Genomic DNA, 14,467 nt, shown 5'->3' with positions numbered 1-14,467 from the left:
GGCTACCGGGTAGGCCTATCCGGGGAAGTCTGAGGCATGGATGCCGAAGCCTAGGCCCCAGGGACGGGTTTACGCCGACCCCGGATAGGTCTGCCCGGTAGCCTACACGAACACTTGGCACCTTAACCGGAGCAACCTCCGAGTTCTGGCAATCAGCGACCTCGTGCCAGATAAGGATGCCGTGTCAGAAAATCGCCAATCCGGTTTACTGCTTCTTCGAGACGAGGTATCGATACGGTGTAGGCAATGCGCACGGCGCTGTGTTCCGTAGCCCCGCCGAAGTCCAGGCCCGGGGCGATCGCCACACCGGTTTCTTCCAGCAATTGCTGGCACCAGTGCATGGCATCATCGCAGACTGATGACACATCGACATAGAGGTAGAAAGCGCCATCCGGCTGTGCCAACAAAGGTAGTCCCAGCGCTTCGATGGCCGGTGCCAGCGTATCCCGGCGTGCCTTGAGCTCGGCAGCGCGGGCGAAGCATTCTTTTTCCACCTCGGGGGTAAAAGCGGTTAATGCGGCTTGCTGCGCCATGGCCGGGGCTGATAGAAACAGATTCTGCGCCAGGCGCTCGGCGGCGTCGACCGCGTAGTCGGGCACCACTACCCATCCCAGGCGCCAGCCGGTCATCCCATAGAACTTCGAAAAACTCTGAGTGACCCAGGCCTCGTCGTTTACTTCAAGTGCTGTCGGCGGCAGCGTCTCGGTAAAGGTCAGGCCATGATAGATTTCATCGGCAAACAACGAAAGATCATGCTTGTGGGAAAAATTGGACGCAGCGGTCCAGTCTTCGCGGGACAATACCTGGCCGGTCGGGTTGCAGGGTGAGGCCAGCAACAGTCCGGTGCTGTCTTCGGTGACCGCCGCCTCAAGTGCATTGATATCCAAACGCAAACCGTCGCTCGACAGTGGTACCGAAACACCCTGGCCATTCAGCACCTGCAAAAAATGCCGGTTACAGGGATACCCCGGTTCCGGCAGTAACACGTTTTTACCGGGATCGATGGTGGCCGCAAACGCCAGCAGCAGAGCGCTCGACCCACCGGGGGTTACCGCGATGCGATGCGGGTCGACGGCAATGCCATGCCAGCGCTGATAGCGTTCGGCAATGGCGGCCCGCAGAGCGGGGATGCCCATCGCAGCGGTATAGCCGGTGTGCCCGTTCGCCAACGCCTGCTGACCCGCCTTTACGATAGCTTCCGGTGTGCCAAAATCCGGCTCGCCAACAAAGAGACTGATCACGGAGCGGCCGTCGGCTTCCATGGCCCGGGCTTTGGCAAGCACGCCCATAACGTGAAACGGGGCGATGTGTCGGGTACGATCGGCGAGCCGGGTGGCGGACATAACAACTACCTGCAATGACTGAAAACCGTGGGCATAATGCAGAATCGGTAGCGCCCAGTCCAATGCCAGTGCGCAATTCAATCCACCGGTTAATGGAGACCACGGCCAGCATGACCAACCAGTCACCCCTCTACCGAGGTCGATTTGCCCCGTCACCAACCGGGCCTCTGCACCTTGGGTCTCTGTTGGCCGCGCTGATCAGCTATCTTGAAGCCCGGCGTCAGGGTGGAGAATGGTGGGTCCGCATTGAAGATCTGGATCCGCCACGCACACAACCCGGTGCCAGTGATGCGATTCTGCGTAGCCTGGAAGCTCATGGACTGGCATGGCACTCGACGGTGATGCATCAGAGCCAGCGCAGTGAAGCCTATCAAAAGGCCATCGAAGCACTCTATAACCGGGACCTGCTGTTCTGGTGCCGGTGCAGCCGAAAGCAGTTAACCGGGACTCAGGTTTACCCTGGAACCTGCCGCGCCTGTCGGCAGCCGCGCGCCGATGCCGCTATCCGATTTCAGACACCCGCCGTGGAGGACAGGTTTACCGACCTGTTTCAGGGACCTCAGCAAAGCAGGCTAGCCCACGACTATGGCGATGTCGTTATCCGCCGTCGTGATGGCCTGTTCGCTTATCAGTTGGCCGTGGTGGTGGATGACATTGACCAGGGCATGACTGACATCGTACGCGGCATCGATCTGCTCAGTTCCACTTTCTGGCAGCGTGCGCTTTACCGGGCTCTGGGCCATGACTGTCCGAGTTATGCCCATTTTCCGGTTCTGGTCCACGCGGACCAGAAACTCAGCAAGCAGAACTTCGCACCAGCTCTTAACAACCAACAGGCCGTCGACAATCTAATGCAGCTCTGGCACTGGCTCGGTTTGACCATTGAGCGGGACACCCCGGAGTACATGCTGGCTGAAGCCAGCGCTCAATGGTCACCCTCTTCGCTTCAAACCATTCGCGAAATTGAAATTTAAACCCGGGCAAATCCCTGTCACAGACACAATCCGTGCCTGTTTACTGGCGCGAACCCGAATGCGGGTTTACGCTAGGAAGACTTTGCCTGCAAGTTGCTTTGATTGATGACCGTACACGCTTCACTGGCGCGCCGTTTGCTGTTGTTCATTACGATGGGCGTGGCTATCGCCATACTGGCAACCATACTGATGCAGTACTCTACCCTCAATCGCACCATGGAGGGATTGCGCGATCAGAATGTGGAGGCCTCTCTGGGCAATATGCTACCGCTTATTCAGGATTCGATGTGGGCCTTTGACGACAGTGGGGTCACCAGAGCGGCCAACGCCCTGCTGCGTGACCCCTATATCTCCGGTGTTGCCGTGCGCAGTGCAGAAGGGGAAATCAGCTTGAATCTGGGCGATTTGAATAGCTTGAGCGACCCGGACCTAACATCCGTTGACGCCCGAACCGAATGGAATGATGCCGGCGGTCTGCTCATCAGCACACCCGTCGTTCATGCGTTTAACAACGGTGAGACCACCATCGGCTGGATTCATCTGCGCAGCGACGACAGCCTGATTGATAACCAGGTGCGGCTGGTGCTCGGTGGTGTCATCGTTTCAGCGGTACTGACCATTGTGCTGCTATTGATCGGTCTTTACGCATTGGTAGATCGCATCGTTGCGGTGCCGATCAAGGCGTTTACCGGCTTTGTTGAACGCACCTCTGCAGGCGACGTTTCGACCTGGATCGTACAACGGGAACCTTCGCTCGAGGCTCGCTCGGATGAGATCGGACGATTGTATCAGTCGTTCAACGATCAGCGCGACCGGCTGATTAAACACGAACAGGAATTGCTGGAATACCGCACCGAGCTCGAAACCACGGTCAGCGAACGCACTGAAGCCTTGCAACGCAGCAACACCGAGTTGAGCGAATCCCTCGAAAAACTCAAAATCGCTCAGGTTGAATTGCTGCAAAGCGAAAAACTGGCATCGCTGGGTAATCTGGTCAGCGGTGTTGCCCATGAAGTAAATACACCACTTGGCGTATCCATCACGGCCGCCAGCCACCTGACCTCGGAAGCCCGCCAGACTCAGCGCGATCTGGAACAGGAAACGCTAACCAAGTCGGACCTGGAACGGTTTTTTCGGGAATGTCTGGAAACCGGTGCGCTGCTCTCCAGCAATCTCGACCGCGCCGCCCAATTGATTCGATCATTCAAACAAGTGGCGGTAGACCAGACCAGTGATGAACAGCGGGAAATCAATCTGCATGTCTATATCGATGAAATTCTGGCCAGCCTGAAACCCAAATACAAGAACACGCCGGTAACCGTAGTCAACAACATAGACCCGGACATTGTGTTGCAACTAACACCTGGCGCGCTGGCGCAAATCATTACCAACCTGATCATCAATTCGCTGTTGCACGGTTTCGATGACAGCACCCGGCCGGGCCAAATACGTCTGCACAACCGAATTCAGAAAAAAACACTGGAACTGATCTATGAAGACGATGGCGAAGGCATGGGAAGGCATGGCCCCCGACACTCAGAAGCGCATGTTTGATCCGTTTTTCACCACTCGCCGCGCCAGTGGTGGCAGCGGCTTGGGCATGAACATCGTTTTCAATCTGGTTACCGGTAAGCTGAACGGAAAAATCCGGCTCGATAGTCCGCCGCATCAGGGCTGCCAGCTGATTATCACCATACCTTACACACCGGTCGAATCCACATCGACATCGCCTTAAATCCGGACGCCACATCATGAGTGAAAAACTGACCTTTGCCAGTGAACGCACACCCTCAGAACCAGGGCTGCTGCTCCCCTGGAAAGTACTGATTGTCGACGACGACGAAGAAGTGCATGCCATCACCACCCTGGCATTGCGCAATTTCAGGTTCGACGGTCGACCATTAACATTTCTACACAGCTACAGCGGCGCCGATGGCGAAACGACCATGCGCAATAACCCTGATACCGCGCTGTGTCTGCTCGATGTGGTAATGGAAACCGATCACGCCGGACTGGATCTGGCAGAAATCATTCGCACCCGATTGAACAATACGTTCACCCGCATCGTATTGCGCACCGGTCAACCGGGCCAGGCACCGGAAGAAACCATCATTGCCGATTACGACATCAACGACTACAAAGAAAAAACCGAACTCACGCGCAGCAAACTGCATACCCTGCTGTATTCCTGCTTGCGCAGTTACCGCGATATCCTCTCGCTGGACCGCAGCCGACAGGGGTTGGAACGGATTCTCAGTGCATCCATCCACCTGCAGAAAAAAACCTTCCTGCCCGATTTTGCGCTGGGTATTCTCGAACAGATTTCCGCCATACTCTCGCCGGACGAAGACGCACTCTATGCACTGTGCGAAGGCATCGCCGCGCAGGATCAGGCCGGAAAACTGACCGTTGTCGCCGGCACCGGTGTCTATCACACCAAAGTCGGTGTTGCAGTAACACAGCTGTTGCCGGAGGGCGTACGCGCCTTTATCGACAGCACCGAACTGGGCTACCACTCACAATACATGGATAACGCCTATCTGTGTCTCTACCGGCCAAACAACCTGCACCTGAGCCTGCTGTTTCTTAAAGGCCTGGCTCCCCAGAACCCGATCGAACGACATCTGCTTGAGGTATTTTGCCAGAATGCCCTGACCGCCTTTGAAAATCTGGCACTGCGCCTGGAGCAGGAAGACGTCCATCCAGACTAGAGCACTGAAACAACCGGACCCGGAATTCTTCAGTCACCGCTTAAAATCCGGTCGCTGTCAGGGTAGGATAACGCCCGCATTCACGGGCGGGCGACCCATGTCACTGTCGTTATTACTCAAACTGTTCATTTTACCCTTTTACCTGTTGCTGCCGTTTACTCTCGACGGGTCAGGCACGACTCAACTCTGGTATCTGCCCTTTCTGATCTGGACGGGTCTGGTCATGATCAATGCTCTGGCTGAATATATAAGGAGTCGGCGCTGATGGGTTTTAGCTGGCAACTCCTGATCAGTGTCAGCCTCGGGTATTTACTGCTGCTCTTTCTGGTCGCCTACTGCGCAGAGCGCGGTTGGGTTCCGCAGAATATCGCCCGGCATCCACTGGTATATCTTCTTGCGCTGGGCGTGTATTGCAGCGCCTTTGCCTTCTATGGCAGTGTCGGGCTCGCTTATCACCTTGGTTATGGCTATCTGGCCTTTTACCTTGGCCTTGCTATTGCTATGGTGTTCTCGGCCATTATTCTGCGCCCCATTCACAACCTGGCCCGCAGTTACCAACTGGCCTCACTCGCTGACCTGTTCGCTTTCCGTTACCGCAGCCGCTGGGTGGGTTTTCTGACTACCTTGGGTGTGGTTTTAGCCATGCTGCCGATGCTCGCACTGCAGATTCAGGCGATCACCGATACCATTACCCTGCTCGACCCAAACACCATGGCCTGGCCACTGGCCCTGCTGATCTGTCTGATTCTGTTGGCGTTTTCAATTCTGTTTGGCGCCCGTGACATAGCACCGACCGAAAAACACCGCGGGCTGCTGTTCGCCCTGGCGTTTGAATCCCTGTTCAAACTGTTAGCTTTTCTTGTCATCGGTGGGGTTGCCGCACTGGAAGTCTTCGGCAGTTGGCAAGGCATCACCCAATGGTCTCACACCGGTGTTCAGGCACCGCCGTTACAGCCGATTCAGTGGTTTTCGTTGCTACTGATGTTCATCTGCGCACCGCTGGTATTGCCGCATTTGTTCCAGTTACTGTTTCGGGAGACCTCCAATCTTTCGCGCCTGCGCATGGCCAGTTGGGCCCTGCCCATCTATCTGTTGCTGATGGCGCTGCCGGTAATGCCCATTCTATGGGCGGGTCAGGCTTTGGAATCGACTGCCAGCCCTGAATATTTTTCCCTGTCCCTCGGCTTGTTGCTCGACAAACCCTGGGTGACCTGGCTGGCCTATCTTGGCGGGCTGTCAGCCGCTGCGGGCATCACCGTCCTGGCGTCGATTTCAATGGCCAGCATGGCCATGAACCACCTGGTACTGCCGTTTTACAAACCCAGCTTCAGCGCCGATGTGTACCGCTGGCTACTCTGGGTACGGCGCCTGCTGATCGGTGTGGTCATCGGCCTGTCCTATGCGCTGTATCTGTTGCTCAACCAGGTTCAGAACCTGACCTCGCTCGGCATCACCGCTTTCACCGGCCTGCTACAACTACTGCCCGGTATACTAGGGCTGTTGTTTTGGGCCGGAGCGAATCGTCAGGGATTCGTTAGTGGGTTAACGCTGGGTTTATTGGTGTGGGCCTCCAGCCTCGCTATTCCCATGCTGGCTGAAAGCCTGTCGTTGGGTACGCAGCTGCGCATGGGGTTCGCTCTGGAGGCGGATCACTGGTCGCTGACCACCCTGGCATCTCTAGGCATCAATGCGCTGGCCTTTGTTCTGGTCTCACTGCTAACCCGTACCAGCAAGGAAGAAAAAGACGCCGCCCAGACCTGCGTAATCACCTCGGTTGACCGGCGTCATCGTTTGCCACTAAAAGCCCGTAACGTAACTGAATTCATTGAAACACTAAGCCGGCCCCTCGGCCGCATCATGGCGGAACGAGAGGTCAAACGGGGGCTGAAAACACTGGGTTTTCCGCTGGGTGAATACCGCCCCTATGCTCTGCGCCGACTGCGCGACACCATTGAAGCCAATCTCTCAGGCTTAATGGGCCCCAGCGTCGCCCAAGCACTGGTGGCACGCTACCTTCCCTATGAACAGGGAGAACGGGCCGAGCGGGATGACATCCACTTTTTTGAACAACGCCTCGACGGCTATCACCACCAGTTGACTGGCATGGCCGCTGAACTCGACCGGTTGCGCCGTCATCACCGTGAAACGCTGTACAACCTGCCCATTGGGGTTTGTTCCCTGGCCAGCGACGGTGAAATACTGCTCTGGAACCGGGTGATGGCCGACATGACCGGCATTATTGAAGCCGAAGCCATTGGTGCGCGGCTGGATTCGTTGCCCGCCAACTGGTACGACCTGCTCGACAGCTTTCTGAAAGGCCATTCCAACAAATTGACCGTTGAGCAACTCAATGCCGATGGCCGGGGCAAACGGTGGTTCAGCTTGCATCGCAGTGCTCAGGTTCAGCGCCGGGATGAGCCGCTCGAAGGCACTGTTATCCTGCTTGAGGATGAAACCGAACATAAACTGCTGGAATCGGAACTGGTTCACTCCGAACGCCTGGCATCAATCGGCAGGCTCGCTGCCGGGGTCGCCCATGAAATCGGTAACCCCATCACCGGCATCGACTGCCTGGCTCAGGATCTGAAGTACGTCACCGACCCATCCGAGCAGCAGGTCATTGCCGATCAGATACGGGAGCAAGCCAGTCGCGTTACAAAAATTGTACGTTCGCTGGTCAATTTCGCCCACGCTGGCCAGGGTGACGGCAAATCGGATCATCAGCCCTACCCGCTGCGTCAGGTGGTGCAAGACGCCATTGACCTGTTGTCGCTGTCGCGCGATGCCCAGCGAGTCATCTTTATCAATGAGGTTGCGGACGATCTGACAGTGTTGTGTGAAGCCCAGCGGTTGAGCCAGGTATTTATCAATCTGCTGGGCAACGCCCGGGATGCCAGCCCCGATGGAGAAGTGATCCGGGTCAGGGCTGAAGCCGAAATAGAGAGCGCCGTGGTCGAGGTGATCGACCGGGGGACCGGCATTCCCGCCGATGTCGTCGACCACATTTTCGACCCCTTTTTCACCACCAAAGATGTCGGCAAGGGTACCGGGCTCGGCCTGTTTCTGGCGTACACCATCGTTGAAGAACACTACGGTCACATGGCGGTGGAGAGCCCGGCGTTCGTTTCCGAGGGCATTGGCACTCGTTTCACAATTCGGTTACCCTTACATCGGTTGTTACCTGAGGTAACATCCTGAACACAGCGCTCCACCGCGATAGCCGGAAAACAGGCCATCCAACACACGGGGCGCGGGGATCGGCTCCAGCAGCGCGGCCGATCCAATACCCTATGCTGCACGACGTATTCCATAGCCTGGGTATCAGACCCGGCTGTGTTGGAGGTCAGACATGAGTGACATTCTGGTAGTTGAAGATGAGAGCATTATTCGCTCAGCCCTGAAACGACTGTTGGAACGTCATCAATACCAGGTCATTGAAGCCGAATCGGTGACCGAAGCCAGCCAGCACGATCTGGGGCGCTTCGACTTGATTATTACCGACTTGCGGTTACCCGGCGCTCCAGGTACCGATCTGATCGACATGGCTGGCGATGTACCGGTGCTGATCATGACCAGTTACGCCAGTATGCGCTCCGCGGTTGATGCCATGAAAATGGGTGCCGTCGATTACATCGCCAAACCCTTTGATCATGAAGAAATGGTGCGCACCGTTGGCCGCATTGTCAGCACTCACCGGCAGCAACGCGTACAACTCGAAACCGGCGACACCCCCGCCGACGAAAGCCAGCATCAGCCGCACAGCACACTGGGCGATCTGGTGGGCAGTTGTGAATCGATGCAACGGCTCTACCATCGAATACGGCGCGTAGCGCCAGCCGACATTACTGTGCTGATTCACGGCGAATCCGGTACCGGTAAAGAACTGGCCGCACGAGCCCTTCATCAGCACAGCCCGCGTCACGACCAACCGATGATCTGTGTCAACTGCGCGGCCATTCCTGAAAGCCTGATAGAATCGGAGCTCTTCGGCCACGAAAAGGGCGCCTTCACTGGCGCCACCGCCGCTCGACAGGGGTTGGTCGAGGCAGCCGAGGGCGGGTCACTGTTTCTTGACGAAATCGGTGAATTGCCGATGGAGGCTCAGGCCCGGCTGCTGCGGGTGATCCAGGAGAGTGAGGTACGGCGAGTCGGGTCGGTGAATTCACGCACCGTCGATGTCCGCCTCATCGCGGCCACCCACCGCAACCTGAAACAACTGGTTAAGGAGGGCCGATTCCGGGAAGATTTGTATTACCGGTTGCAGGTCATCGAAGTCACGTTACCCCCGCTGCGCGAACGCGGACAAGACGTCGTCGAAATCGCCGAACATCTGATCGCCAAACACGCTCGCCGACTCAAGCTCGATGGCCCGGTAGTACTGGGCAAAGACGCGCGCGACGCCATGCTGCGCTACGACTGGCCCGGCAACGTTCGAGAGCTGGAAAACGCCATTCAGCGATCGCTGATACTCAGCGAAGGCGGCGAAATCAGTCTCGATGAGATGGATCTGAACCAGGAAGACTGGAAAATCCCCGACACCCTGGTCAATCAGCAGGATGACTCAACCAGCTCAGCCAATCTCAGCAACACCCAGGACGTGGACGATCTGTCACTGGAGGACTACTTCCAGCATTTCGTGCTCGAACACCAGGAAGGCATGTCGGAAACCGAACTGGCACAGAAGCTCGGCATCAGCCGCAAATGCCTGTGGGAACGTCGCCAGCGGCTGGGCCTCCCTCGCCCCAAAAAAAGCAGCGCAACATCCTCCGCCAGCACAACCACTCAATAAAAGACGTGGAACAGTGACAGACGCAGGACATGAAAAGACGCAAGGTCCGGGTCTCTACACCCTAGCGGTTGTCACGCCCCACTTGCCCTTCGTCTCCTAATGTTTTGCGTCTTTTATTGTTTCACGTCCTTTCATGTCCTGCGTCTCTTCATGTCCTGCGTCTCGTCAAGCCCTACGTCTTTTCATGTTTCGCGTCTTTTCAAACGAACGTAACAATATTGACACTTACGGTAACAAGTAACAGCCACCCCGCCCTGACAAATCGCTTACATTTTGACCAGTAATTTATAAATCATTGTTTTATAACGATTTTTTAAAAATGGCACAGCACCTGCTATATCTAACGGGCAAGAGAAGATCGGCCCATCAACAAAAACAACAACGGGCCAGCCAACAGCAACCCCCGCCCAAAAACAACAATAAGGGGGTAGCATTAAAAACGGGCAAACACCATTGTCAGCTACTAACAACAAGAACAATAAAAAACACTAATAATAAAAAAACAAATGACAGTGTAAGGTCACGGAGGCGTTAAGATCTCCTGACATCAAGAATAATAAGCCCCACTCACCTGTTAACGTCATACAGGTTCAGATCGTGATGTGTCGTCACGCTGCTAGAGCCGGCCTCGTGCCGGCCGCTCTATTCCAGTTCATCACTCGTACTCTGTCGCTCACCCCCAATACTCATTTCTAATCTTCATTCGTAGTCCCTTGTTAATCCAGTGTAGTAACGCTCTTTCTTATGGTTAAAAGCGGGTCAATCCGCACGGTATAGCCGAATTTAGCCATTAAATGGGCATATTGACGGGCGCAAGGCATAGAGAATGGCGGCCGCTTCCGCTAAACTGCGCGCTCTTTGAACAACGCGAGATCATGTGCAAACCATGGTAGTGGACTGGATCAAACGCTGGTTACCGCAAAAATCGAACAGCACCGAGTTGAGTACGATACCGAGGGACGAACACCGCGTATCCCGGAAAGACATCAACCATACGGCCTTAAAAGTGCTGTACCGCCTGCAAAACGCCGGGTACGAGGGTTACCTGGTGGGTGGTTGCGTGCGCGATTTACAACTGGGTCTGAAACCCAAGGATTTCGACGTCGCGACAGACGCCACGCCTGAGCAGGTGCGCAAACTGTTCAGCAACTCCCGCATGATTGGTCGACGCTTTCGCATCGTGCACGTCACCTTCGGTCGTGAAATTATCGAAGTCACCACCTTTCGGGGCCGTACCGACGACAATAACGACAACCACCTGCAAAAACAGTCCGATGAAGGTCTGTTATTGCGTGATAACGTCTATGGGTCGCTCGAAGAAGACGCTGAACGGCGCGACTTCACCGTCAACGCCCTGTATTACACACCCAAAGACTTCACGCTCAAAGCCTACGGCTCGGGCATGGACGACCTGGAAAACAAAGTGCTGCGCATTATCGGTGACCCGGAAACCCGGTATCGGGAAGACCCGGTTCGGATGATGCGTGCCGTGCGCTTTGCCGCCAAACTTGGCTTTAGCATCGAACCGCGCACCGGCGACCTGATTCCGGAACTCGCGCCATTATTGAGCAGCGTAGCGGCCGCCCGTTTGTTCGACGAAGTCATCAAGATGCTGATGTCCGGTCATGGCCTGGCAACCTGGCGCCTGATGTGTGAGTACAACCTGGTTGAACCGCTGCTGCCTGCCACGCACGCCGCACTGAAAGCCTCAACCGATGGCTATTACGACGCCTTTATTGAGCAAGCCCTGGTCAATACCGATGATCGCATCAACCGCGGCAAACCAGTGACCCCGGCGTTTCTGTATGCCGCCCTGCTATGGCCTGCGGTTCGCGAAGAAGCGGAGTACACCCTGAACATGGGTACGCCAGAGCAACCCGCCTGGTTGCAGGCTATGGGCAAGATCGTAGCGCATCAGATATCGTCCATCGCCATTCCCAAGCGGTTTTCAATTCCGATGAAAGAGATCTGGGAACTCCAATTACGATTGCCCAAGCGCACTCCAAAACGCGCCGAACAGGTCGCCAGTCATCCGCGTTTTCGAGCCGCTTATGACTTCCTGTTACTGCGCGAAAGCGCTGGCGAGAAGACCGGCAACCTGGGCCAGTGGTGGACCGACTACCAGACTGAAAACCCGGACATTCGCCGTGACATGGCCAGCGAAGCTGCCAGTGACCGTCCGCGCCGGCGCAGACGTCGGCGACCACCGCAAAACTCTGGCGACTCAGTCTCCTGATTGCATTGTCCGGATCTGACTGATGCCAACCGTCACGCCCGTGCACCATGCCTACATCGCCCTGGGCAGTAATCTGGGTCTCAGCGCCGATGCTCTTGAAGGCGCCGTGGCCGAAATCGCGGCACTGCCCGAGACCCAGGTTCAACAGATATCACCCTGGTACCGAAGTGCCGCCATCGGTGGTCCGTCAAACCAGCCCGACTATCTGAACGCCGTATGCGCAATCGACACTGCGCTTGAGCCGCGTCCGTTGCTTCAGGCACTGCACCAAATCGAACATCATTTTGGGCGGGAGCGTCAGGTTAGATGGGCCCCGCGTACGCTCGACCTGGACATTATCTGGTTCGATAACCTCACCTCACCCGACCCAGGCCTGACCCTGCCGCACCCAAGGGCACACGAGCGTGCCTTTGTGGTCCGTCCGCTGGCTGATATCGCCCCCGATCTGGTCCTTCAAGGCCAGCCATTAAGCCACTGGCTTAAGCAGACAAGTGATCAGGCGATCACCCGCTGGTAACGCCATTGCCAAAAAGCAGGCAACAATCCCCGATTCAGAGCTGAAATAGCGGCCAAAACTGCCCCGGCAAACCGGCTGGACAGATCCAAAACCAGGGTTACCGACACCCCGGCTTGACTTAGCCCCCTCAAATCGCAACCATTCGCCCCCACCTAACCGATCGAGAGAGCCCAGATGGCGAAGAATCACACGGTAGCGACCCTGAAACAGTTGGTCGCCGACGGCCAAAAATTCAGCATGCTGACCGCCTATGACGCCTCCTTTGCCCAGATGTTTTCCAAGCTGGGCGTCGAGTCCCTGCTGGTGGGTGATTCGCTGGGCATGGTCCTGCAGGGGCAGGACTCCACCCTGCCAGTCACTTTGGATCAAATGGTGTATCACACCGCCGCCGTTGCCCGGGGCAACCAGGGTGCCCTAATCGTCGCTGACCTGCCCTTTAACAGCTACGCCAGTGTCGATCAGTGCCAGGCCAGTGCCGGGCAACTGATGCAGGCCGGTGCGCACATGGTCAAACTGGAAGGTGGCGCCTGGCTTACAGACAGCATTGTCTCGCTCAGCCGGGCCGGTATACCCAGTTGCGTGCACCTCGGCCTAACGCCTCAGTCCGTTAACAAGTTTGGTGGTTACAAAGTTCAGGGGCGCGATGAAGTGGCCGCCCAGACCATGATCAACGACGCCATCGCCCTGGTTGAAGCGGGGGCGGATTTTGTACTACTGGAATGCGTTCCAACCGATCTGGCCCGCGCCATTACCGACGCCGTGCCGGTGCCGGTCATCGGTATCGGTGCTGGCAACGTAACCGATGCTCAGGTTCTGGTCAGTTACGACATGCTGGGCTTCACCCAGCACCGCCTGCCCAAATTTGTGAAAAACTACATGGCCGAGCCCAATACCCTGGCCGAGGCGGTTACCCGTTACATTGACGAGGTCAAATCCGGCGCTTTTCCCGGCCCGGAACACGCATTTGACTGAGCGCGGCGTCAGCGCACTGCCCACCCCGACACCGGTTCTGTAACTGACTCTGAGTGATACAGCTATGAAAATCGTTGCTACTCTCGACGAACTCCGACCCGCCCTCGACGAACTGAGGGCAGGCGGCAAACGCGTGGCGCTGGTACCCACCATGGGCAACCTGCATGAAGGCCACATGCGACTGATCAAGAACGCCCGTGAACACGCTGACATAGTCGTGGCCTCTATCTTCATTAATCCGACTCAGTTCGGTGAAAACGAAGACTTGTCCGGCTACCCGCGCACCCTCGAAGAAGACACCAAAAAACTGATCGCCGAAGGGTGTCACCTGCTATACACCCCAACCAGGCCGGTCATGTACCCGGAGCCGGACCTGACCCGCGTCAGTGTCGACAAAATCACCACCTTGCACTGCGGCGCCAGTCGCCCCGGGCATTTCGTCGGCGTGGCAACGATCGTGCTGAAGTTCTTCAATCAGGTGCAGCCAGACTGTGCCGTCTTTGGCCTGAAAGATTTTCAGCAGTTTACCGTGCTGAAAACCATGGTCAGCAATCTCTTCCTGCCCATTAAGATGATCGGCGTGGATACCGGCCGTGCCGACGATGGCCTGGCCCACAGCTCGCGCAACAATTATCTGACGGCCCGTGAGCGGGAACAGGCGCCGGCCCTGTACCGCATTTTATGCAACGCCAAAGCCGCCATTGAACAGGGCGAACACGACCTGGCCAAGGTGACCCGAACCGCCAAGGAAGCCCTGCATAACGCTGGCTTTACTCCGGATTATTTCAACATCAGCCGCCGCATCGACCTGGAACCCGCCACTGAAAATGATCATGAACTGGTCATCCTGGCGGCGGCCTTCCTCGGCAAGGCCCGACTGATCGATAACATCCAGGTGGATCGATAGGCAGCTCGCGTCCAGCCC

Annotated in this window: 12 protein-coding genes; 11 read left to right on the top strand and 1 reads right to left on the bottom strand. The window is 56.6% G+C overall.

What is annotated here, in order from left to right; translation table 11 throughout:
• Positions 1 to 152: 152 nt before the first annotated feature.
• Positions 153 to 1,343 carry an aminotransferase class I/II-fold pyridoxal phosphate-dependent enzyme gene (locus WEB54_RS00265; protein WP_368052641.1) on the bottom strand — a complete coding sequence of 397 codons (1,191 nt, stop codon included), beginning with the start codon at positions 1,341 to 1,343 and terminating at the stop codon, positions 153 to 155.
• 110 nt (positions 1,344 to 1,453) lie between these two features.
• Between WEB54_RS00265 and gluQRS the strand changes: the two genes are divergently transcribed.
• From gluQRS to panC, 11 genes are all read left to right on the top strand, one after another.
• Complete coding sequence (gene gluQRS, locus WEB54_RS00260; RefSeq protein WP_368052640.1) at positions 1,454 to 2,317, top strand: tRNA glutamyl-Q(34) synthetase GluQRS; 864 nt, start codon at positions 1,454 to 1,456, stop codon at positions 2,315 to 2,317.
• 105 nt (positions 2,318 to 2,422) lie between these two features.
• Entirely contained in the window at positions 2,423 to 3,871 is a 1,449-nt protein-coding gene (locus WEB54_RS00255; RefSeq protein ID WP_368052639.1) for a hypothetical protein, read from the top strand.
• Complete coding sequence (locus tag WEB54_RS00250; protein WP_368052638.1) at positions 3,840 to 4,052, top strand: ATP-binding protein; 213 nt, start codon at positions 3,840 to 3,842, stop codon at positions 4,050 to 4,052. The genes WEB54_RS00255 and WEB54_RS00250 overlap by 32 nt, the downstream gene beginning before the upstream one ends.
• Positions 4,053 to 4,068: 16 nt before the next feature.
• Positions 4,069 to 5,028 (top strand): DUF3369 domain-containing protein, encoded by a 960-nt coding sequence (locus tag WEB54_RS00245; protein WP_368052637.1) that lies wholly within the window; start codon positions 4,069 to 4,071, stop codon positions 5,026 to 5,028.
• Positions 5,029 to 5,125: 97 nt separating this feature from the next.
• Positions 5,126 to 5,293 carry a hypothetical protein gene (locus tag WEB54_RS00240; RefSeq protein ID WP_368052636.1) on the top strand — a complete coding sequence of 56 codons (168 nt, stop codon included), beginning with the start codon at positions 5,126 to 5,128 and terminating at the stop codon, positions 5,291 to 5,293.
• The gene (locus tag WEB54_RS00235) at positions 5,293 to 8,226 is read left to right on the top strand and encodes an ATP-binding protein (protein WP_368052635.1); all 2,934 of its coding nucleotides are present in this window, start codon (positions 5,293 to 5,295) and stop codon (positions 8,224 to 8,226) included. The genes WEB54_RS00240 and WEB54_RS00235 overlap by 1 nt, the downstream gene beginning before the upstream one ends.
• Before the next feature lie 151 nt (positions 8,227 to 8,377).
• Positions 8,378 to 9,817, top strand: a complete 1,440-nt coding sequence (locus WEB54_RS00230; protein ID WP_368052634.1) for a sigma-54-dependent transcriptional regulator — start codon at positions 8,378 to 8,380, stop codon at positions 9,815 to 9,817.
• Between the two features lie 886 nt (positions 9,818 to 10,703).
• Positions 10,704 to 12,053: a polynucleotide adenylyltransferase PcnB gene (gene pcnB / locus WEB54_RS00225; protein WP_368052643.1), complete on the top strand. Its 1,350-nt coding sequence runs from the start codon at positions 10,704 to 10,706 to the stop codon at positions 12,051 to 12,053.
• Between the two features lie 22 nt (positions 12,054 to 12,075).
• Positions 12,076 to 12,570 carry a 2-amino-4-hydroxy-6-hydroxymethyldihydropteridine diphosphokinase gene (gene folK, locus WEB54_RS00220; RefSeq protein WP_368052633.1) on the top strand — a complete coding sequence of 165 codons (495 nt, stop codon included), beginning with the start codon at positions 12,076 to 12,078 and terminating at the stop codon, positions 12,568 to 12,570.
• A 174-nt stretch (positions 12,571 to 12,744) separates the two neighbouring features.
• On the top strand, positions 12,745 to 13,542 hold the full coding sequence (gene panB / locus WEB54_RS00215) for a 3-methyl-2-oxobutanoate hydroxymethyltransferase (RefSeq protein ID WP_368052632.1): 798 nt from the start codon (positions 12,745 to 12,747) through the stop codon (positions 13,540 to 13,542).
• A 64-nt stretch (positions 13,543 to 13,606) separates the two neighbouring features.
• Positions 13,607 to 14,449, top strand: coding sequence for a pantoate--beta-alanine ligase (gene panC / locus WEB54_RS00210; RefSeq protein ID WP_368052631.1), 843 nt, complete (start codon positions 13,607 to 13,609; stop codon positions 14,447 to 14,449).
• Positions 14,450 to 14,467 lie beyond the last annotated feature (18 nt).

This window comes from Saccharospirillum sp. (assembly GCF_040881935.1).
Classification (GTDB): Bacteria; Pseudomonadota; Gammaproteobacteria; order Pseudomonadales; family Natronospirillaceae; genus Saccharospirillum.
Note: the sequence above shows the minus strand (reverse complement) of the source record. Positions and strands in the feature narration are given on the sequence as shown.